Source organism: Escherichia sp. E1130, assembly GCF_005781065.1.
Lineage (GTDB): Bacteria > Pseudomonadota > Gammaproteobacteria > Enterobacterales > Enterobacteriaceae > Escherichia.
The window spans coordinates 63,682-85,073 of record NZ_VATL01000023.1; the positions used below are offsets into that span (position 1 = coordinate 63,682).

Sequence of the window (21,392 nt, forward strand, 5' to 3'; positions counted from 1 at the left end):
AGAATTTGGGCCGAATGAAATTCCCCGGCCCTTGTTTTTATCTCTACAGTAAATCTTCAATCTCACGGATTTCTTGACTGACATCTCTGGTACCGGATGACTGAACTTTACGATACAGGTCGAGAGCCTGTCGGAGATCGACAGGTCTTCCTTCTCCGTAGTGATACATAATGGCCAGGTTATACCAGGCAGTGGCGTCATTGCATTCAGCGGCTTTCGTAAACCATTCAAAGGCGGCCTGATAATCTTTCTCAACGCCTTGCCCATGTTTATACATATAGCCGATGTTAACGTAAGCGCCGATGCTTCCCTGAGCGGCAGCCTTCAGATACCAGTACATCGCTTGTTTATAGTCCTGGTCCACTCCTTCGCCCAAATCATAATCCCACGCTATTTGAAATTGGGCGTGCTGATTACCTTGCAGGGCGCTTTTCAAATACCAGAATGCGGCGAGAGTCTTGTTTTGGGGAACACCTGTACCTTTTTCATAAAGGTCAGCAAGGTTATCCTGTGCGGGATTATGCCCCTGGAGCGCGGCTTGTTTGTACCAAAAGAAAGCCTGTTCATAGTCTTGCGTCACCCCAGTGCCATTTTGGTACATTAACCCCAGATTATTTTGTGCATATTTCAAACCCTGCTCTGCTGCCTTCCGATACCACTCAACCGCATCTTCATAGTTAGGCGGTGCCGCTTCGTCGAGTATGCAACCCAGCAAATTGGCTGCTAATGCCTGTTCTTGCAAGGCGGCTTTCTTCAACCAGAAGATAGCTTGCGCATTATCTTTATAGCGGCTTTTATTCTCGTTATATTTTCGACCTAAAGAATATTGTGCTTCACAATGTCCTTGTTCAGCGGCAAGTTTGAGCCAGTAAAAGGCCTTTTCGTCGTCCGGAGAGTCAATTGCACTATCGCGATTGTAATAAAATCCAACAATATATTGAGCCTCACTATCGCCATGTTCAGCACGTTCGATAATCTCATCTATTGATAAATTATCGCAGCAACTTGACGTAAAAATCATTATCATTTCCTTATGGTTGCAGATAAGGCATATTATATTTTTATATGTTCTATTTTGCGTAAGCCTTATTTTATGCGTATTATGCTGCGTCAGAAAAGTATAAATAAATGAGCCTCGCGATGTAGTTAATATTCATTGAGTGAATATTTAAGGATGAATTATATGGACATGGAGTCGCAAAAAATATTGTTTGCACTTTCCACTCCGATGGAAATACGCAATGAATGCTGTTTACCTTCGCATTCATCTCCCAAAATGTATTTAGGTACACGCTTTTTTGACCTTTCTTCTTCCTGGGGAATTGATGGCCGTGATGACCTGCTGCGCACAATTCACCGAATGATCGATAACGGTCATGCTGCACGGTTGGCTGGGTTTTATCACCGCTGGTTTCGTTATTCGCCATGTGAATGGCGTGGCTATCTTGCTGAATTAAATGAGCAAGGTCAGACTTATGCGCAATTTGTCGCCAGCACCGCCGAATGCTGTGGCGAAGGGGGAATCAAAGCCTGGGATTATGTCCGGATGGGTTTTTTAAGCCGGATGGGCGTACTTAATAACTGGTTGAGTGAAGAAGAAAGTCTATGGATCCAGTCGCGCATTCATTTACGGGCGCTACGTTATTATAGTAACTGGCGGCAATACTTTGCCGGTTATACCTTTGGTCGACATTATTGGCAGTCTCCCGAGGATGATAATCTGCCTTTATTACGTGAATTCTTAGCGCGTAAAGAATACGACGATTCCGGCAATGATATGTTTTATCAATTAGTTGCCAGTGACGATGCATATTACGCGACCTTACCCTGGCAACATCTGGCTGACTACCCTTCATGCCCGGAAACGCTTAAGGATATGAGCGACCTATGAAAAATTGCTGGAAGATCCTTGAAATAGAGGAAACGACTGACGTCGATATTATCCGTCGCGCTTATCTGGCGCTGTTACCGTCCTTTCATCCAGAAACCGATCCACAGGGCTTTAAACAACTGCGTCAGGCGTATGAAGACGCGCTACGGATTGCGCAGTCGCCTGCTAAATCTGTTTGGCAAGCAGAAGAACATGAAGTTGCAGAACATGAAATTCTGCTCGCCTTTCGTGCGTTACTTGCCTCTGATAGCGAACGTTTTCTGCCCTCAGCCTGGCAGCGATTCATTCAGCAATTAAATTATTGCTCGATGGAAGAGATTGATGAATTACGCTGGTTGTTGTGCGCGATAGCTATGAACACTGCCCATTTATCCTTCGAGTGCGTGGTGTTATTAGCAGAAAGATTGCGGTGGTTGCAGGAGGAAAACACCGGGGAAATAGACGAAGAAGAACTGGAATCCTTTTTATATGCCATTGCGAAGGGGAATATTTTTAACTTCCAGACCATCCTGCATCTGTCCGTTGCCGTGCAAAATGACACCATTGATTTTTATCAAATGTTCGCTCGGATTTGGTCATCGCATCCAGAATGGCTGACACTGTATTTAGCGCAACATCGCGCAGTGATTATCCCCGATGATGCAAAACTGCACAGAAATTTACTGTGCTGGTATACCTCAAGCCGCGTGGGAATACCCGAACTCCTGGATTACGCTCGGTCGTGGCGGGAAGCTGAACCTGATAATGAAGATGCGCGTTATTATGAATACGCGCAACGCGTCTATTGTGGGGAAGGCGAAAACCTGCTGGCAGAACTTTGTGATTACTGGCGCGAGTCTCCCTCTACCCAGGCGGATGCTTTAATGTTGCAATGGTGCCGTCAGCATCGGGTCGATTATTACCCGTTAGTGGTTATGATGATTGAAGCACGTGAACTGGTTAACGATCAGGGAAAACCGCTACTTTATGTCCCCGGCGACAGCGCCCGTACGCGCTTTCAATTATACGAAATACTCAGCCATGAAAAACTCTCTGCGCTGGGGCGTTCTCTGGTCGAGATGGTTTTGCACAAAGGGCGTAAGCCGCGAATCTCACTCACGCGTGATACAGAGCATCCCTTATGGCCATTATATTTAGTTGCTAAACAATTAGTGCTGGCGAACCAGCCTACAGAAGAATCATTAATGCCGATCGTCGCTCGTCTTGATGCAGAAGATCGTTGCCCACTGGAAGCATTAATTATTCGTCGATTATTAATTCAGTCGGCGAATTTTACCGAGAAGCAAACCGTCGAACCGGAGCCGCAACCGCAGCCAATGCCTGTTGATGATGGTGGGCCGGGCTGTCTGGGCATCATTAAAATTATTTTCTATATTTTTATTTTTGCTGGTTTGATAGGGAAAATACTCCATCTCTTCGGGTGACAGTCGACGTTAATGTGCGGGAAGCCCGGCAAGCAATCTTTCCGCATTTTTGTAATGTTGTTTGGCGGCCAGTTTTAACCATTTTTGAGATTCATAATGGTTAACATTAACACCTGAGCCATTTCTGTAGATCAAACCCAAAGTATATTGAGCATGAGCATACCCTTGTTCAGCTGCTTCCTTATACCAGAGAATTGCTTTACGGGTATCTGGTTTGACTCCCAGACCTTTCAGGTAGATCCACCCCAGTTTGCTTTGTGCGCGCGGATTTTCCTGTTCTGCTGATTGCTCATACCAGTATCTCGCCTGTGTATAATCCAGTGGTTTACCGTCGCTACCATGAAGATAAAATTCGCCAAGGCGATATTGCGACGTTGAGTGACCATGAATCGCGGAAAGCTCCGTTGCTGCCGTGGTAAACGGAAGACTGCCTGGTGATCTTAAATAATCAAAGACATAATTCGCCATAGCTTTATCGCGCAAGGTCGTTTTCTTAGGTTGGCTAATACAAGTGATAGCCGCAACTATAAATATTGCGAATATAAAATATATTTTTTTGTTCATTTATCAATGCTTCGATTTTCTTTTTATTTTGAAAGCGTCAAGTTTATACTCATCATTAATAAAAAAGTAGTCAGTTAATGTACTTAAAGGATTGTTAATATATGGATAAGGAAGAACAACGCCTTCTATTTGCGCTTTCTACGCCAATGGAGATTCTTAATAAGGGATGCAAGCCTGCACATGACTCGCCAAAAATGTATACCGGAGTAAAAGAATTTGATCTGTCATCATCCTGGGGAATAAATAATCGTGATGATTTAATTCAGACTATTTACCAAATGACCGATGATGGTCACGCAAATGATTTAGCCGGGTTATATCTGGCATGGCATCGCTCTTCACCTGAAGAGTGGAAAGCATTAATAGCTGGTGGCTCTGACAGAGGGCTGATTTATACCCAATTTGTTGCACAAACCGCTATGTGCTGCGGGGAAGGGGGAATCAAAGCCTGGGATTATGTTCGAATGGGGTTTCTGTCACGGGTCGGTGTGCTCAACAAGTGGCTGACGGAAGACGAGAGTTTATGGCTGCAATCGCGTGTCTATGAACGAGCACACCATTACTATCACAGTTGGATGCACTATTTTTCCGCCTATTCGTTAGGACGTCTCTACTGGCAATCCGCTCAGTGCGAAGACAACGCTTCGCTACGCGAGGCGCTGACCTTGTACAAATACGATAGCGCCGGGAGTCGGATGTTCGAAGAGCTGGCAGCGGGAAGCGATCGTTTCTATGCCACGCTTCCCTGGCAGCCATTAACTGCCCAGCCTGAATGCCCGGCAACGCTTAAGGATGTGAGCGACCTATGAAAACATGTTGGCAAATCCTCGAAATCGAAAGCACAACACAAGTTGATATTATCCGTCAGGCTTATCTTGCTCGTTTACCGTTGTACCATCCAGAAACCGATCCGCAGGGGTTTAAAGCGTTACGCCAGGCCTATGAAGAGGCGCTGCGACTTGCGGTCAATCCAGACGAAAAAAATGCTGATAACGAGAAAGATCTTGCAGAAGAGCACGAAGCACTGAAAGCGTTCAGAACCTTACTGGCTTCGGAAAGTGATCGTTTTCAGCCCTCCGCCTGGCAGAAATTTATTCAGCAATTAAATACCTGGAACATGGAGGATGTCGAACAATTACGCTGGCCGCTGTGTGCAATCGCTATGAAGGCGCGATATCTTTCATTGAATTGTGCATCTTTGTTGGCAGAGCGTTTGAACTGGCATTCGTTTAGTGACAGCGAAGGAATGGATGAAGAAGAGCGGGAGGCTTTTCTTGAGGACATTCAGGCTGGGGATTGTTTCGATTTCCTTAGCCTTCTGGAATATCCCGTCGCGTTACAGAACCAGACTGTTGATTATTACTTCGCGCTGGAACGTTGCTGCCGTTACCATCCTGACTATGTCACTGCATTTTTGGCGATGGCAGGTCCATGGTTAATTCCTGATGATGCGAAGTTGCATCGCAAATTGTTGCGCTGGTATAGCTCGGTGCAAACAGGTATGGCGGAACTCATTCCTGTTGCCCAACAGTGGCAAACGGAAGAACCAGAAAGCGGAGATGCCCGATATTACTCGTGTGCACAACGGTTGTACTGCGGTGAGGGGGAAAGTCTGCTTGCCGATCTCTGCGCATACTGGGAGAGTTACCCATCTACACAAGCGGATTATTTGTTGTTGCAGTGGAGCAAGCGTCATTGCCCGGATTACTTCGCGTTATTAGCGATGGTTATCGAAGCGCGAAGCATGATTGATGCACAAGGTAAGCCGCTGAAATATGTCCCTGGCGAGAGCGCCTGGACGCGGCTGTTATGGGCGGAAATTTTACATAGCGGAAAATTATCGCCGTTAGGTCAATCGTTTATCGAGTCGTTATTCTTCAAACGCAAAGCATGGGCGTGGTGGAAATCGAGAGTCGGTAGCGAGACAGGGCAAGATTCACCGTTACTGGATCTGTATCGGGTAGCGGAACAGGTAGTACTGGAAGCGTTTCCGAAACAAGAGATGCTGGCCCGTCTTAATACAAGGCTGGAAGGCGGAGACGCTCATCCATTAGAGGCCATTATCACCCGGATGCTGTTGACAAAAGTGAAACTCGAGCCGGAGGATGAAGATGTCGATGAGCCTATACCTGAAAATCATGAAGAGAAAAATGATGAGGATGAAAAACCACAGAGCATTACCAGCATTATTAAAATCGGCTTAACGGTGCTGGTGATAGGTTATGCTCTCGGCAAAATCGCGATGTTGCTCAGTTAGATGTGATGCTGACGCATCTTATCCGATCTACGAGTAGGCCGGATGCAGCGTTTACGCCGCATCCGGCAGTCGTGTTTATGGGAGCTCAATGGCTAAATAATCGCTCGCCCGCCGCCTAACCTCATCGACGCGGGCCATATCGTTTGACTGCAACGCCTCATCAAAATCGGTGATCACCCGGCCAATCTCTTCTCGCTCTTCACCCAGCGCACGCGCCCACAACTCTTCCAGTTTGGCTTTAAAGGTACGGTTAATGAGCATATCGCGCGGATAAATTTTCAATGCGGATAACCGCGCCCGACTCTCTTCAATCTGCTGAGCGCTCAATGTTACCGGACTGTGATTAATGACTCTGGACTTAACGCTGCCGTCTTCCAGAAGCACGTCAACTTCAAGCAACCCGTTGATATCATAACTAAAGCGAATATCAATCGACTGATAAGCCCCGGTTTTCTTCAACGGCACATCGAATGACTCCACCAGAATGTTATTTTTAACTTTGTGGTTTTCTCCCTGATAGACGTTAACCGTAATTGAATCCTGTTCCGGGTGCATGGTTGAGTAAGTTTCTACACGCGATACAGGCACAGTGGTGTTTCGTTCAATAATTGGCGAGAAAATGCCGGAAACGCCCTGGCGGTTAACTTCAACGCCCAACGAGTAGGGGCAAATATCGGTGAGGATCACTTCTTCAATATCTTCGCTGCGTAAGCGGCAGGCGGCCTGGATCGCTGCGCCCAGCGCGACAATGGTGCTCGGGTCGTAACTTTGATACGGTAGTTTGCCAAACAGACGCACGGCGATTCGCTGCACCAGCGGCATTTGCGACGCACCGCCGACCAGTACCAGGCTGTCGATTTGACTCGGTTTCAGACGTGCATCGCGCAACGCCTGTTCAATCGGCACACGCAAGCGGTTGAGTAGCGGCAACCACAAATCTTCCAGTTCGTTCTCGTAAAATTCGCATTCACGTGTTTCTTCCTGGTACTGCCAGCGAATGTGCATTGGCGATTGATTGCTACATTTTGTCGCTTCCACGCAGGCGTATAAGGCTGCCAGTTCGCTCTCGTTAAGCGTGGTTTTGGCAACTTCCGTGCGTCTTAAAACTTCATCGACCAGCATATGAGTAAAATCTTCGCCACCAAGAAAGTTATCACCCGCGGAGGCGTGCACTTCAATCACCGGCGTAGCGTATTCAAGCACCGTGACGTCAAACGTGCCGCCACCGAGATCAAAAACCAGCGAGCGGGTATTTTGCTGCGTATGCAGGCCATACGCCATCGCGGCTGCCGTTGGCTCATTAATCAGGCGCACTGCATTTAGCCCGGCTAACTCTGCTGCTAAACGGGTATGCTTGCGTTGTTCATCACTGAAATAAGCAGGAACAGAGATCACCACATCTTTAATCGGTTGTTGCAGAAATTCTTCAGCATCTTCTTTTAATGAACGCAATACCAAAGAGGACAATTCCGGTGCATTAAATGTGTCACCGCCTAAACGCCAGTTGGTATTACTGCCCATCGCGCGTTTAAATAACGCTGCGGTTTTATCAGGATGCGATGTGCGCCTGGACACTGCCGGTTTACCGACCAGAATATGGTTATTTTCATCCATGCTAATTATGGATGGTGTTAAATATTCACCGAATTTATTTGGAATTAATTGTGCGGCACCGTCTTTCCAGACAGCAATTAAACTATTGGTAGTACCGAGATCGATACCAATGGCGAGTTCTGCATTATCCATTGCATTTATATCTTGAAAGAAAAAGAGATAACCAGATTAAGACCACCCTGGTAAAACGTGGTGATCTTAATCAATAAGGAGTATTAAGCGTAAAATTTCAGACGTTCAGCCAGTAAATCAACAAAGCCCTGACGATCAACATCGACCATTACAGTGGCATTCGGTTTATTACCGGTCAGATAGTAATAATCAACAACTGTCATCCCCTGGGTATATTTCCCCTGTGTTTCAACGCCGACCCAGCGCTCCACGGTGGTAAACAACTCGGGTTTCAATAGCCAGGCAATGGTGCACGGATCGTGCAGCGGCGCGCCGACAAAGCCCCATTTTTCGTCTTTATGATATTCGAGGAAGAAATCCAGCAGTTCGGCAACAATGGTTGAAATCGGGTTACCAATCGCGCGGAAACGCTCGGTGTCTTCAACGTGGATTTGTGCTTTGTGAGTGACATCCAGACCGGCCATCACCACCGGAATCCCTGACTGGAAGACAATCTCCGCTGCTTCCGGGTCAACGTAAATATTAAACTCGGCGGCTGGCGTCCAGTTACCAAGCCCCATTGCACCGCCCATAATCACGATACGGGCGATTTTGCTGTGCAGTTCCGGATGGCTATTGAGCAGCAAGGCGACGTTAGTTTGCGGTCCGGTAGAAACAATGGTGACAGGTTCCGCACTTTCACGCAGCGTTTTCGCCATCAGCTCTACCGCCGTACAGTTTTGCGGTGCAAACGTCGGTTCCGGTAATGCCGGACCATCCAGACCGCTTTCGCCGTGTACGTTGTCCGCGATAATCAACTCACGCATTAACGGTTTCACCGCACCGCTTGCTACCGGAATATCGGTGCGATTAAGCAAGGTAAGCATACGCAGAACATTGCGTAATGTTTTATCGGGTGTCTGGTTTCCGGCGGAAGATGTGATGGCTTTGACATCAAGCTCTGGTGAGGCGAGGGCGAGAACTATTGCGATAGCGTCGTCATGACCTGGGTCGCAATCTAACAGAATTGGCAGTGCCATTGTTGCTCCTTGTTGTGTGTTTCTTTGCGACAAGGGTAACGCCGGAATGTAACAGATACGAGGACCGAAACGATAAAGCGTGAGATGGCGCGCACCTGGGTATGCGCGCCAGAAGGATTAGTGCAGGATTTTCGCGAGGAAGTCTTTTGCGCGGTCCGATTTCGGATCATCGAAGAAAGCGTCTTTCGGCGAGTCTTCGACAATTTTTCCCTCGTCCATAAAGATTACTCTATTCGCCACTTTACGGGCAAAGCCCATTTCGTGGGTCACCACCATCATGGTCATCCCCTCGTTCGCCAGTTCCACCATCACGTCCAGCACTTCGTTGATCATCTCCGGATCCAGCGCCGATGTCGGTTCGTCGAACAGCATGGCAATAGGATCCATGCACAATGCGCGAGCGATCGCCACACGCTGCTGCTGACCGCCGGAAAGCTGCGCCGGAAACTTATTGGCATGTGCGGAAAGTCCCACGCGCTCCAGCAATTTCAATGCTTTTTCACGAGCCGGCGCTTTATCGCGTTTAAGCACTTTCACCTGCGCCAGGGTCAGGTTTTCGATAATCGACAGATGAGGGAACAGCTCGAAATGCTGGAACACCATCCCGACGCGGGAACGCAGCTTTGCCAGATCGGTTTTCTTGTCGTTAACCACGATACCATCGACGGTGATTTCACCTTGCTGCACCGGTTCGAGGCCGTTGACGGTTTTAATCAGCGTTGATTTGCCAGAACCAGACGGGCCGCAAACCACCACCACTTCGCCTTTTTTCACTTCGGTTGAGCAGTCGGTCAGCACCTGAAAGTGACCATACCATTTTGAAACATTTTTCAGGGTAATCATTATGCTGTCCTTCTTTTCAAGTAGCTGACCAACAACGACGCGCTAAGGCTAATAACGAAATAAACAAATCCGGCAAACAGGATCATCTCAACCTGCGTACCATCACGCTCACCAATGGTTGAGGCGGTACGGAAGAAATCGGCCAGAGATAACACATACACCAGTGAGGTATCCTGGAACAGTACGATACCCTGAGTGAGCAGCAGCGGCACCATCGCGCGGAACGCCTGCGGCAGAATAATCAGTTTCATCGACTGCCAGTGAGTCATTCCCAACGCCAGCGCGGCGCTCGACTGACCACGAGAAATACTTTGAATACCGGCGCGGATAATCTCTGAATAGTAGGCCGCTTCAAACATCGAAAACGCCACCATCGCCGAAATTAAACGGATATCATTTTTTGGCGATAATCCCAGCACGTTTTGCAGAAAACCCGGCACAATCAGGTAAAACCACAACAGTACCATTACCAGTGGGATCGAACGGAACACGTTAACGTAGGCTTTGGCAAACCAGGCAACGGGCGCAAAGCTCGATAAGCGCATCACCGCCAGCATGGTGCCCCACAAAATACCAATCACGACTGCCGTGACGGTGATTTTCAGGGTGATCACCAGCCCATCCAGCAGATACGGCAGGGAAGGGACAATAGAACTCCAGTCAAACTCGTACATTATTTGCCCCCCATATTGCCGGGCAGGCGAACTTTACGTTCAACCAGCGTCATCACCAGCATGATAACCGCGTTAATCAACACATACGCCAGCGTGATGGCGGTAAACGACTCCCAGGCGTGGGCCGAGTAGTCGAGCAATTTACCCGCCTGCGCCGCCATATCTACCAGACCGATAGTCGAGGCGATGGCGGAGTTTTTCACCAGGTTCATCATCTCGGAAGTCATCGGCGGGACGATAACGCGATAAGCGTTAGGCAGCAGCACATAGCGGTAAGCCTGCGGCAGCGTCAGCCCCATTGCCAGCGCGGCATTCTTCTGCCCGCGCGGTAGTGACTGGATTGCGGCGCGTACTTGTTCGCAAACGCGAGCCGCAGTAAACAGCCCCAGGCAGAGCATAGAGGAGAGGAAAAACTGAATATTTGGGTCCAGTTCCGCCTTAAACCACATGCCGATTTTCTCCGGCAGCAGCTCTGGGATCACCAGATACCAGGTAAAGAATTGCACAATCAATGGCACGTTGCGGAACAGTTCGACATACAACGTACCCAGACCGGAGAGAAAACGGTTAGGAACGGTGCGCAAAATGCCGAATAACGAGCCGACGAGGAAAGCGATAATCCAGGCGCAGATCGACAAAGCGATCGTCACCTGAAAACCACTCCAGATCCAACCAAGATAGGTGGTGTTGCCGAACGGGGCTTGTTGTAAAAAAATACCCCAGTTCCAGTCTATAGACATAAATCTACTCCAGAAAAAAGAGGGTAGCAGCGTTAACTGCTACCCTCGAAGATTGTTACCCAGCGTATTGCGGTTTTCAGGCCCGATGGGGAACGACCATCAGGCGTATAGTCTGTCCGTGCTACGTAACAATCGAGAGGGCTGGAATTTCCGCCCCTGGTTCTTGTAATTAGTTCAGTGCTTTGTCATTCGGTTCTTTGAACAGTGCTTTCATTTCGTCCGACAGTTCGAAATTCATGTTCAGGTTTTTCGGCGGAATTGGATTTTTGAACCATTTATCAAACCATTTTTCCGCTTCACCGGAGGTCTGGACCTGAGCGATGGTGTCATCCATCAGCTTTTTGAACTGCGGATCGTCTTTACGCAACATGCAACCGTAGGCTTCCTGAGACTGCGGCTTGCCGACGATTTCCCAGTTGTCTGGTTTCTTCGCTTTCGCACGTTCACCAGCCAGCAGAGCATCATCCATCATAAAGGCAACGGCACGACCGCTTTCCAGGGTGCGGAAAGAGTCACCGTGATCTTTGGCGCTGATAATTCGCATATTCATTTTTTGCTCTTCATTCAGTTTGTTGAGCAAAACTTCAGAGGTAGTGCCGGAAGTAACGACTACGGCTTTGCCTTTCAGATCGGCAAAATCTTTGATATCACCACCCTTTTTGGTCAACAGGCGCGTACCGACCACGAAAATAGTGTCAGAGAAAGCCGCCTGTTTTTGGCGTTCGACGTTGTTGGTGGTAGAACCACATTCAAAATCAAAAGTGCCGTTTTGCAGCAGTGGAATACGGTTTTGTGAGGTGATCGGAATCAGTTTCACCTGCAAGTCCGGTTTGTTGAGTTTCTTTTTCACTGCTTCAACAATGGCGTTGGAGTAATCCTGCGAGTAACCCACCACTTTTTGCTGATTGTCGTAATAAGAAAAAGGTACTGAAGATTCACGGTGACCGACGACAATCACACCGTTTTTGGCGATTTTGTCTAGTGTACTGCCCGCTGCCGGGGCGGCGTCATCTGCCTGTGCCAGTCCTGCGGAAAGCGCCAGGGCCAGGATTGCTGTGGCAGGTTTACGTAATTGCATATCCAACTCCTTTATCTTCTGCGTTAAAAACGCATGGATACCCGTTGTGAGTGTTTGTGTTGTTATCATCTGCAACTTTATTGTGCAGTGTTGTGCTTGTTAGGTAACATTTAGTTTGGCTAAATGTAAAGATATTGCTGTTTTATTGTTTGTTTTTGCGAGATGCACCGCACCATTCCGAAGCAAAATTCTTAAAATGCACCTTTTTGGTGCTACCGGTGGATTGTTGTGGTGCAACCGGGTTGCGCTAATGCCGGTTCAAGGTTTGCCTTGTATAACAAAGCAATAGATGTGCCAGAAATGGACAGAAGAATGGTGAAGGTGGAAAAGGTGTGCATGCCGCATCCGGCGAGCGTGCCGAAATACGGGATGTATTCCGGCACGATAAGAAGGGATTATTTACGTCGCTGACGCAGACTCATCAACACAGCGGCAAAACCAAACAGCGCCGTCAGCACCCACAGCGGCCAGTTGCCGGTACGTGCGTATGGCGTGAGTCCGGTAGTCGGCGTCACGTTAGTGGTTAACACCTCGCGGGTGAATTGTGGGATCATCGCCTGAATCTCACCTTGAGGACCAATCACCGCCGTAATGCCGTTGTTGGTGCTGCGCAGCAGTGGGCGCGCCAGCTCCAGCGCACGCATTCGCGCCATCTGGAAGTGCTGCCATGGACCAATAGACTTACCAAACCACGCATCGTTGGAGATAGTCAGCAGATAGTCGGTATCCGGGCGGAAGTTATCGCGCACTTGCTCGCCGAGAATGATCTCGTAGCAAATGGCCGCAGTGAGCTGAATGCCGTTCACCGACAGCGGTGGCTGGATATATGGCCCACGGCTGAATGACGACATCGGCAGATCAAAGAACGGTGCTAACGGACGCAGAATCGACTCCAGCGGGACAAACTCGCCAAACGGCACCAGATGGTTTTTGTTATAGCGATCGGCTGATTCGTAGCTGTACGGTGCACCTTTACCCAGCGTGATGATGGCGTTGTAGGTATCGTAGCGGTTCTGCTTATTGAGACGCGCGTCGACAATCCCGGTTATCAACGAACTCCCTTTCTCACGCAGAACGCCATCCAGCTCTTTGAGGAATGGTTGCTGATTCATTTCCAGATCGGTTATCGCCGACTCCGGCCAGATAATCAACGATGATTTGCCCATCAGTGGTGCCGTTGCGTTGTAGTAAACCTTCAGCGTATTAAGAAGCTGGCCTTCGTCCCACTTCAGCGATTGCGGAATATCGCCCTGAACCATCGAAACCTGAATGGTTTTCTCCGGTTGCGGGGTATACCACTGGATGTAACGCAGCGGGAAGGGAAGGGCAAACAGTACGACAGCCACCACCAGCGGACGCCAGTTGCGTTTGACTAACGCCAGTGCCAGCAGGCCGCTTACCATCATCAGCAGGAAGTTAATGGCTTCCACGCCCATTATCGGCGCCAGCCCTTTTAACGGGCCATCAATCTGGCTATAGCCGAACTGTAACCACGGGAAGCCTGTCAGTACCCAACCGCGCAGAAACTCGGTCACCTGCCAGAGAGCAGGAGCGGCAATCGCCACGCGTAGCCAGGTGGTTTTCGGCCACAGACGCGACAACACGCCAGCAAACAGTCCGGTATACAGCGACAGATACGCCGCCAGCAGTACCACCAGGAAGATGTTAACCGGGCCAGGCATTCCGCCAAAGGTCGCGATGCTGACATAGACCCAGTTAATACCGCTGCCAAAGAGGCCAAATCCCCAGCAAAAGCCAATAGCGGCAGACTGGAGTGGACGGCGGTTAAAGGTCAACGCCTGAAGCCCCATCAGCGAAATAATCGCCGCAGGCCAGACGTCGTAAGGAGAGAAGGCCAGCGTTCCGCAGGCACCGAATAATAACGCCAGCAGCAGGCGAATGCGCTGGCGTTCAATTAATGAGGCAAAAGCCATGTAGTTATCTATCCAGTTTCGGTTTTATTCATCCAGCTTTGGCTGGGGTGAGTCATCCGGGATTTTGACATGAACCTGAATAATACGCCGACTATCGGCCATCGCCACTTTGAACTGGTAACCGTCGATGTCGATGGTTTCGCCACGCGCCGGAAGATGCCCAAATGCCTGCATCACCAGACCACCGATAGTGTCGACTTCTTCATCGCTAAAGTGAGTGCCGAACGCTTCGTTGAAGTCTTCAATGGAAGCCAGCGCGCGCACGGTCCAGGTATGACGACTCAGCTGACGGAAGTCGATATCATCTTCTTCGTCATACTCGTCTTCAATCTCACCAACAATCAGTTCCAGGATGTCTTCAATGGTCACCAGACCGGAAACCCCACCGAATTCGTCAATGACGATCGCCATGTGGTAACGCTGAGAGCGAAACTCTTTCAGCATCCGGTCTACGCGCTTACTTTCAGGAACGACAACCGCCTGACGTAACACTTTGTCCATGCTGAAGGCTTCAGCATCGCTGCGCATAAACGGCAGCAAGTCTTTCGCCATCAGAATCCCTTCAATGTGATCTTTGTCTTCGCTAATCACCGGGAAACGTGAGTGGGCGGACTCGATGATGACATCAAGGCATTCGTCCAGCGTCTGGTTGCGTTTCAGGGTAATCATCTGGGAGCGGGGGATCATGATGTCGCGAACGCGTTGGTCTGCGATGTCCATTACCCCTTCGAGCATATCGCGCGTATCTTCGTCGATAAGGTCGTTCTGCCCGGAATCACGGATCAGCGCCAGCAGTTCGTCACGGTTTTTCGGTTCACCGTGGAAAAGTTGGCTGAGTAACAGGGAGAAAAATCCCTTCTTGTTGCTTATCGTGTCACTACTGTGTGAATTGTCGTCGCTCATGGCGTCGTATGGGTTCTCATGTTAGTTAATCAAAACGCCGTCGTTAATCACCAACGGCGGGGACATCTGCCAGTCAAATGCCTGGCAAATTATTCTTTCTCGGCAATGTACGGATCCTCATAGCCCAGAGCAAGCATAATCTCTGTTTCGAGGGCTTCCATTTCTTCTGCTTCGTCATCTTCGATGTGATCGTAACCTAACAAATGCAGACTGCCATGCACCACCATATGCGCCCAGTGCGCCTCCAGTGGTTTGCCTTGCTCCTGTGCTTCCTTCTCAACCACTTGACGGCAGATAACCAGATCGCCCAGTAGCGACATCTCCATGCCAGGCGGCACTTCAAACGGGAAGGAGAGCACGTTGGTCGGCTTATCCTTACCGCGATAGGTCATATTCAGACTGTGGCTTTCGGCGGTGTCGACCACGCGAATAGTCACTTCCGACTCTTCCTGAAACTGCGGGATCACCGCATTCAGCCATGCCTGAAACTGGCTCTCTTCCGGCAACCCGGAATTATCTTCGCATGCCAGTTGTAAATCGAGGATCACCTGACTCATTTTTGTTCCTGTTCTTCGCGCTTGCGTTCTGCCGCCAGCGCCGCTTTACGTTTTTGTTCGGCTTCTTCCCAGGCTTCATAGGCGTTAACGATACGCGCCACCACCGGGTGACGAACCACGTCTTCGCTGTGGAAGAAGTTAAAGCTGATCTCTTCGACATCGGCCAGCACTTCGATGGCGTGACGCAAACCAGACTTGGTATTACGCGGCAGGTCGATCTGCGTGACGTCGCCGGTGATAACTGCTTTTGAGTTAAAACCGATACGGGTCAGGAACATCTTCATCTGTTCGATGGTGGTGTTCTGGCTCTCATCAAGAATGATAAACGCGTCGTTCAGCGTACGACCACGCATATAGGCCAGCGGCGCGACTTCAATAACGTTGCGCTCAATCAGTTTCTCGACTTTCTCAAAACCCAGCATTTCAAACAGCGCGTCGTACAGCGGGCGCAGATACGGGTCTACTTTCTGGCTTAAATCACCCGGCAGGAAGCCCAGTTTCTCACCGGCTTCTACCGCCGGACGAGTCAGCAGAATACGGCGGATTTCCTGACGTTCCAGGGCATCAACTGCCGCAGCTACTGCCAGGTAGGTTTTACCCGTACCCGCCGGCCCAACGCCGAAGGTGATGTCATGGTCGAGAATATTGGCGATGTACTGCGCCTGGTTTGGCGTGCGCGGCTTAATTACGCCGCGTTTGGTTTTGATATTGACCGCTTTGCCGTACTCCGGCACGCTCTCCGCGCTTTGCTCCAGCACGCGCGCTTCTTTAATCGCAAGGTGGATCTGTTCTGGTTCGATATCCTGAATCTGACCGCGCATTGGGGCGGTATCGACATACAGGCTGCGCAGAATGTCTGCCGCGGCGGTGACGCAAATCGGGCGGCCGGTCAGTTTAAAGTGGTTATCGCGGCGATTGATTTCGATGCCGAGACGGCGTTCGAGTTGTTTGATGTTGTCATCAAACGGGCCGCACAGGCTCAACAGACGCGCGTTGTCTGCTGGCTCCAGGGTGATTTCGCGAGTGTCTATGTTCAAACTGTTCCTCTTATCTGTATGCCGCCGGAAGCTGAACATTCACCGGCCTATAACGAAATTATTCACGCCACAGGAAAAAGGCGCAAGCATTGCGATAAAGATGGGGATAAAGAGAGAAAAAACAAGGCCCACCGGAACGGCGGGCCAGTGATTATTGACGAAGAGCGTGTTGTTCATGCCGGATGCGGCGTAAACGCCTTATCCGGCCTGCAAATTCATGCAAATTCAATATATTGCTGGAATCATGTAGGCATGATAAGCGTAGCGCATCAGGCAATTTGCGTTTGTCGTCAGTCTCAAAACTTACCAGACCGGCGGGCCTGAGAATTACGGCTGATAATAACCCACGCCCAGGTCGTTTTCTTTGCGGGTACGGGCAATCACCGATTCCGGTGTTTCTGCCACGCGCAGACCCATTTCATCTTCAGTACGCACCACTTTACCGCGCAGAGAGTTCGGGTAGACGTCGGTAATTTCTACATCGACGAATTTACCGATCATATCCGGTGTGCCCTCGAAGTTGACCACGCGGTTATTTTCGGTACGCCCGGAAAGTTCCATGATGCTCTTACGCGATGTACCTTCTACCAGAATACGCTGGGTGGTGCCGAGCATCCGGCGGCTCCATGCCATCGCTTGCTGATTGATACGTTCTTGCAGAATATACAGACGCTGCTTCTTCTCTTCTTCCGGAACATCATCAACCATATCGGCGGCTGGCGTACCCGGACGTGCAGAGAAGATAAAGCTGTAGCTCATGTCGAAATTGACGTCGGCAATCAGCTTCATCGTTTTCTCGAAGTCTTCGGTGGTTTCGCCAGGGAAGCCAACGATGAAGTCAGAACTGATCTGAATATCCGGACGCGCCGCACGCAGTTTACGGATGATCGCTTTGTACTCCAGCGCCGTATGAGTACGTCCCATCAGGTTCAGAATACGATCGGAACCGCTCTGTACCGGCAGGTGCAGGAAGCTCACCAGCTCCGGCGTGTCGCGATACACTTCGATGATATCGTCGGTGAATTCGATCGGATGGCTGGTGGTAAAGCGAATACGATCGATCCCGTCGATCGCAGCAACCAGACGCAGCAGATCGGCAAACGATCCGGTGGTGCCGTCGTAGTTTTCACCACGCCAGGCGTTCACGTTCTGACCGAGCAGGTTGACTTCACGCACGCCCTGAGCCGCAAGCTGGGCAATTTCAAACAGAATATCGTCGGACGGACGGCTTACCTCTTCACCACGGGTGTAAGGCACCACGCAGTAGGTGCAATATTTATTGCAGCCTTCCATGATGGAGACAAACGCGGTTGGCCCTTCGGCGCGCGGTTCCGGCAGACGGTCAAACTTCTCGATTTCCGGGAAGCTGATATCTACAACCGGGCTGCGGTCGCCGCGCACGGAGTTGATCATCTCCGGCAGACGGTGCAGCGTTTGCGGCCCAAAAATAATATCGACATAGTGGGCGCGCTGGCGAATGTGCTCGCCTTCTTGCGATGCCACGCAGCCACCGACGCCGATAATCAGGTCCGGATTCTTCTCTTTTAACAGTTTCCAGCGACCCAACTGATGGAAGACTTTTTCCTGAGCCTTCTCGCGGATTGAGCAGGTGTTCAGCAGCAGCACATCCGCTTCTTCCGCCACGTCGGTCAGTTGATAGCCGTGGGTGGCATCCAGCAGATCGGCCATCTTCGATGAATCGTACTCGTTCATCTGACAGCCCCAGGTTTTAATATGGAGTTTTTTGGTCATCGACTTGCTCTTGCGAAATAGTAGCCAGGAATGCAGGGCGCATAGTGTAATGCTTTGCTGCCGTTGTGACCAGTATGAGCGTTATCAGCCCTTGGGGGTAAAAATCCTGTAAACTTAAAGCATATTGCTAACAGGATGATTGACCATGACAAATCAACCAACGGAAATTGCCATTGTCGGCGGAGGAATGGTCGGCGGTGCACTGGCGCTGGGACTGGCACAGCACGGATTTTCGGTAACGGTAATCGAGCACGCAGAACCTGCGCCGTTTGTCGCTGATAGCCAGCCGGATGTGCGGATCTCGGCGATTAGTGCGGCTTCGGTATCATTGCTTAAAGGTTTAGGTGTCTGGGATGCAGTACAGGCTATGCGTTGCCATCCTTACCGCAGACTGGAAACCTGGGAGTGGGAAACGGCGCATGTGGCGTTTGACGCCGCTGAACTTAAGTTACCGTTGCTGGGCTATATGGTAGAAAACACTGTCCTGCAACAGGCGCTTTGGCAGGCGCTGGAAGCGCATCCGAACGTGACGTTACGTGTGCCAACCTCGCTGATTGCGCTGCATCGCCATAATGATCTTCAGGAGCTGGAACTGAAGGGCGGCGAAGTGATCCGCGCGAAACTGGTGATTGGTGCCGACGGCGCAAATTCGCAGGTGCGGCAGATGGCGGGAATTGGCGTTCATGCCTGGCAGTATGCGCAGTCGTGTATGTTGATTAGCGTACAGTGCGAGAACGATCCCGGCGACAGCACCTGGCAGCAATTTACCCCGGACGGACCGCGTGCGTTTCTGCCGCTGTTTGATAACTGGGCATCGCTGGTGTGGTATGACTCTCCGGCGCGCATTCGCCAGTTGCAGAATATGAATATGGCGCAGTTACAGGCGGAAATCGCGAAGCATTTCCCGTCGCGTCTGGGTTACGTGACACCGCTTGCCGCTGGTGCGTTTCCGCTGACACGTCGCCATGCGTTGCAGTATGTGCAACCAGGGCTTGCACTGGTGGGCGATGCCGCGCATACCATCCATCCGCTGGCGGGGCAGGGGGTGAATCTTGGTTATCGTGATGTTGATGCCCTGATTGATGTTCTGGTCAACGCCCGCAGCTATGGCGAAGCGTGGGCCAGTTATCCTGTGCTCAAGCGTTACCAGATGCGGCGCATGGCGGATAACTTCATTATGCAAAGCGGTATGGATCTGTTTTATGCCGGATTCAGCAATAATCTGCCGCCGCTGCGTTTTGTGCGTAATCTCGGATTAATGGCTGCGGAGCGTGCTGGCGTGTTGAAACGTCAGGCGCTGAAATATGCATTAGGGTTGTAGCCTTACAACATTGCCGGATGCATGCCAACCGTAGGTCGGATAAGACGCGCCAGCGTCGCATCCGACATTGAAGGATAAGACGTATCAACATCGCATTCGACATTGAATGTACGCAGAAAAGCAAAAAACTCGCCGAAGCGAGCTTTTTTAATGTGGCTGGGGTACGAGGATTCGAACCTCGGAATGCCGGAATCAGAATCCGGTGCCTTACCGCTTGGCGATACCCCAACTGGGTGCACTTACAAAGTAAGCGTCTTGAATAAATTGGCTGGGGTACGAGGATTCGAACCTCGGAATGCCGGAATCAGAATCCGGTGCCTTACCGCTTGGCGATACCCCAACAAATTTGTTTTTGAATTTGCCGAATCTATTCGACAGATTCAGAATTTGGTGGCTACGACGGGATTCGAACCTGTGACCCCATCATTATGAGTGATGTGCTCTAACCAACTGAGCTACGTAGCCAGATTATTTCTTCGATGGCTGGGGTACCTGGATTCGAACCAGGGAATGCCGGTATCAAAAACCGGTGCCTTACCGCTTGGCGATACCCCAATAACCGGGCGGTGAACCGCTTACTCGAAGAAGATGGCTGGGGTACCTGGATTCGAACCAGGGAATGCCGGTATCAAAAACCGGTGCCTTACCGCTTGGCGATACCCCATCCGTACAACGCTTTCTGGTGAATGGTGCGGGAGGCGAGACTTGAACTCGCACACCTTGCGGCGCCAGAACCTAAATCTGGTGCGTCTACCAATTTCGCCACTCCCGCAAAAAAAGATGGTGGCTACGACGGGATTCGAACCTGTGACCCCATCATTATGAGTGATGTGCTCTAACCAACTGAGCTACGTAGCCATCTTTTTTTTTCGCGATACCTTATCGGCGTTGCGGGGCGCATTATGCGTATAGAGCCTTGCAGCGTCAACCTCTTTTTCAAGGAAAATTGCTCGAAAGTGACTGTTTGGTTAGGTTGCGAACAGCGTGGCGCTATATTCGTCAATTATTGTTTACTTTGTGTTTTTTCCCCACCCTACAGCCATTCTTTTGTCATACAGGATGAAATTCGGAATTCAACAATAGTGGTGGGAAATTAATCTATGAAATACTGGCCCGTTGCAACAGGACAGGGCAGGGATCGCTACGCCTGCATCTCTGCTATCACTTCAGGCGATTTATTGAGGGAATACTATGCTGCGTTTTATGATGATGTTGATGGGTGTCTTAATACTTATGCAATCCGCGTTTGCCGATACGGTCAAACCGGAAATCGGTAAATATGTTTTTGGCTATCGTGGGCAGGAAGGCGCTGTGGTGTGGATGATGCGAATCGGGCCGAAAGCATCTAATGAGGCACTCGTTCAGGTATCGCATGTTGATAATGACATCGATGGTCAGATTTTTCGCTGCAAAGTAAAAGTATTACAGGAAGGTGAGAAATCTTATACCACTGTAATCAAGGGTGAATCTTTTGAGTTATTACGCCTGAAAGAGGGAAGTGGAAGCCTGCATATCCCGGAGGAATCGGCAACCTGGTCAGTCGCTTACAGTAATGAATTATCTGACAGCGATGTAGCAAATCCGGAACATTTCCTCACTTCATATCAGAATCAACAAGCTCCCCAGTAACTGAAATTGCCCCGGATTTCTCC

At 50.0% G+C, this 21,392-nt stretch carries 19 protein-coding genes and 7 tRNA genes; 6 read left to right on the forward strand and 20 right to left on the reverse strand.

The annotated features are described in order from the left end of the window. Positions 1–43 precede the first annotated feature (43 nt). Positions 44–1,021: a tetratricopeptide repeat protein gene (locus FEK66_RS20180; RefSeq protein ID WP_135493532.1), complete on the reverse strand. Its 978-nt coding sequence runs from the start codon at positions 1,019–1,021 to the stop codon at positions 44–46. Positions 1,022–1,183: 162 nt separating this feature from the next. On the opposite strand from FEK66_RS20180, the gene FEK66_RS20185 reads away from it, so the two are divergent. Both FEK66_RS20185 and FEK66_RS20190 read left to right on the forward strand, forming a co-directional pair. Then, on the forward strand, positions 1,184–1,891 hold the full coding sequence (locus tag FEK66_RS20185) for a DUF1266 domain-containing protein (protein WP_135493533.1): 708 nt from the start codon (positions 1,184–1,186) through the stop codon (positions 1,889–1,891). After that, positions 1,888–3,315 carry a J domain-containing protein gene (locus tag FEK66_RS20190; protein WP_135493534.1) on the forward strand — a complete coding sequence of 476 codons (1,428 nt, stop codon included), beginning with the start codon at positions 1,888–1,890 and terminating at the stop codon, positions 3,313–3,315. Before FEK66_RS20185 ends, FEK66_RS20190 begins: the two co-directional genes overlap by 4 nt. Positions 3,316–3,324: 9 nt before the next feature. Here FEK66_RS20190 and FEK66_RS20195 read toward each other — a convergent pair whose 3' ends face one another. Then, positions 3,325–3,879: a tetratricopeptide repeat protein gene (locus tag FEK66_RS20195; protein ID WP_130206501.1), complete on the reverse strand. Its 555-nt coding sequence runs from the start codon at positions 3,877–3,879 to the stop codon at positions 3,325–3,327. A gap of 101 nt (positions 3,880–3,980) precedes the next feature. Between FEK66_RS20195 and FEK66_RS20200 the strand changes: the two genes are divergently transcribed. Together FEK66_RS20200 and FEK66_RS20205 are read left to right on the forward strand one after the other, a co-directional pair. Continuing rightward, the gene (locus tag FEK66_RS20200; RefSeq protein WP_135492613.1) at positions 3,981–4,688 is read left to right on the forward strand and encodes a DUF1266 domain-containing protein; all 708 of its coding nucleotides are present in this window, start codon (positions 3,981–3,983) and stop codon (positions 4,686–4,688) included. Next, entirely contained in the window at positions 4,685–6,136 is a 1,452-nt protein-coding gene (locus tag FEK66_RS20205; protein WP_135493536.1) for a J domain-containing protein, read from the forward strand. Before FEK66_RS20200 ends, FEK66_RS20205 begins: the two co-directional genes overlap by 4 nt. A gap of 75 nt (positions 6,137–6,211) precedes the next feature. Here FEK66_RS20205 and hscC read toward each other — a convergent pair whose 3' ends face one another. The 11 genes from hscC to miaB form a co-directional block, all read right to left on the reverse strand. Continuing rightward, positions 6,212–7,882 (reverse strand): molecular chaperone HscC, encoded by a 1,671-nt coding sequence (gene hscC, locus FEK66_RS20210; protein WP_135493537.1) that lies wholly within the window; start codon positions 7,880–7,882, stop codon positions 6,212–6,214. An 83-nt stretch (positions 7,883–7,965) separates the two neighbouring features. Beyond that, positions 7,966–8,901 (reverse strand): pyrimidine-specific ribonucleoside hydrolase RihA, encoded by a 936-nt coding sequence (rihA, locus tag FEK66_RS20215; protein WP_130206509.1) that lies wholly within the window; start codon positions 8,899–8,901, stop codon positions 7,966–7,968. 117 nt (positions 8,902–9,018) lie between these two features. After that, positions 9,019–9,744, reverse strand: coding sequence for a glutamate/aspartate ABC transporter ATP-binding protein GltL (gene gltL, locus FEK66_RS20220; protein ID WP_000631384.1), 726 nt, complete (start codon positions 9,742–9,744; stop codon positions 9,019–9,021). Then, the gene (gene gltK, locus FEK66_RS20225) at positions 9,744–10,418 is read right to left on the reverse strand and encodes a glutamate/aspartate ABC transporter permease GltK (protein WP_000272824.1); all 675 of its coding nucleotides are present in this window, start codon (positions 10,416–10,418) and stop codon (positions 9,744–9,746) included. Before gltK ends, gltL begins: the two co-directional genes overlap by 1 nt. After that, entirely contained in the window at positions 10,418–11,158 is a 741-nt protein-coding gene (gltJ, locus tag FEK66_RS20230; protein ID WP_000020950.1) for a glutamate/aspartate ABC transporter permease GltJ, read from the reverse strand. The genes gltK and gltJ overlap by 1 nt, the downstream gene beginning before the upstream one ends. 169 nt (positions 11,159–11,327) lie before the next feature. After that, on the reverse strand, positions 11,328–12,236 hold the full coding sequence (gltI, locus tag FEK66_RS20235; protein ID WP_001177085.1) for a glutamate/aspartate ABC transporter substrate-binding protein GltI: 909 nt from the start codon (positions 12,234–12,236) through the stop codon (positions 11,328–11,330). 395 nt (positions 12,237–12,631) lie between these two features. Beyond that, complete coding sequence (gene lnt / locus FEK66_RS20240; RefSeq protein WP_138211530.1) at positions 12,632–14,170, reverse strand: apolipoprotein N-acyltransferase; 1,539 nt, start codon at positions 14,168–14,170, stop codon at positions 12,632–12,634. Positions 14,171–14,194: 24 nt separating this feature from the next. Next, positions 14,195–15,073: a CNNM family magnesium/cobalt transport protein CorC gene (gene corC, locus FEK66_RS20245; protein ID WP_001278605.1), complete on the reverse strand. Its 879-nt coding sequence runs from the start codon at positions 15,071–15,073 to the stop codon at positions 14,195–14,197. Between the two features lie 89 nt (positions 15,074–15,162). After that, a complete protein-coding gene (ybeY, locus tag FEK66_RS20250; RefSeq protein ID WP_135493538.1) occupies positions 15,163–15,630 on the reverse strand; it encodes an rRNA maturation RNase YbeY in 468 nt (155 codons plus the stop codon). Further along, positions 15,627–16,667 carry a PhoH family protein gene (locus FEK66_RS20255; RefSeq protein WP_001018040.1) on the reverse strand — a complete coding sequence of 347 codons (1,041 nt, stop codon included), beginning with the start codon at positions 16,665–16,667 and terminating at the stop codon, positions 15,627–15,629. The genes ybeY and FEK66_RS20255 overlap by 4 nt, the downstream gene beginning before the upstream one ends. A gap of 327 nt (positions 16,668–16,994) precedes the next feature. Continuing rightward, positions 16,995–18,419 carry a tRNA (N6-isopentenyl adenosine(37)-C2)-methylthiotransferase MiaB gene (gene miaB, locus FEK66_RS20260; RefSeq protein WP_000162740.1) on the reverse strand — a complete coding sequence of 475 codons (1,425 nt, stop codon included), beginning with the start codon at positions 18,417–18,419 and terminating at the stop codon, positions 16,995–16,997. Between the two features lie 145 nt (positions 18,420–18,564). On the opposite strand from miaB, the gene ubiF reads away from it, so the two are divergent. Continuing rightward, the gene (gene ubiF / locus FEK66_RS20265; protein ID WP_135406198.1) at positions 18,565–19,740 is read left to right on the forward strand and encodes a 3-demethoxyubiquinol 3-hydroxylase; all 1,176 of its coding nucleotides are present in this window, start codon (positions 18,565–18,567) and stop codon (positions 19,738–19,740) included. A gap of 153 nt (positions 19,741–19,893) precedes the next feature. Here ubiF and FEK66_RS20270 read toward each other — a convergent pair. The 7 genes from FEK66_RS20270 to FEK66_RS20300 all read right to left on the reverse strand — a co-directional run bounded on the left by FEK66_RS20270 (position 19,894) and on the right by FEK66_RS20300 (position 20,598). Continuing rightward, a tRNA-Gln gene (locus FEK66_RS20270) sits at positions 19,894–19,968 on the reverse strand. A gap of 37 nt (positions 19,969–20,005) precedes the next feature. Next, positions 20,006–20,080 (reverse strand) — tRNA-Gln (locus tag FEK66_RS20275). Between the two features lie 48 nt (positions 20,081–20,128). Continuing rightward, positions 20,129–20,205 (reverse strand) — tRNA-Met (locus FEK66_RS20280). Positions 20,206–20,220: 15 nt separating this feature from the next. Beyond that, a tRNA-Gln gene (locus tag FEK66_RS20285) sits at positions 20,221–20,295 on the reverse strand. A gap of 34 nt (positions 20,296–20,329) precedes the next feature. Further along, positions 20,330–20,404 (reverse strand) — tRNA-Gln (locus FEK66_RS20290). 23 nt (positions 20,405–20,427) lie between these two features. Further along, a tRNA-Leu gene (locus FEK66_RS20295) sits at positions 20,428–20,512 on the reverse strand. Between the two features lie 9 nt (positions 20,513–20,521). Beyond that, positions 20,522–20,598: transfer RNA gene (locus FEK66_RS20300), tRNA-Met, on the reverse strand. A gap of 333 nt (positions 20,599–20,931) precedes the next feature. Between FEK66_RS20300 and FEK66_RS20305 the strand changes: the two genes are divergently transcribed. Further along, positions 20,932–21,369, forward strand: coding sequence for a hypothetical protein (locus tag FEK66_RS20305; protein ID WP_135493539.1), 438 nt, complete (start codon positions 20,932–20,934; stop codon positions 21,367–21,369). Positions 21,370–21,392 lie beyond the last annotated feature (23 nt).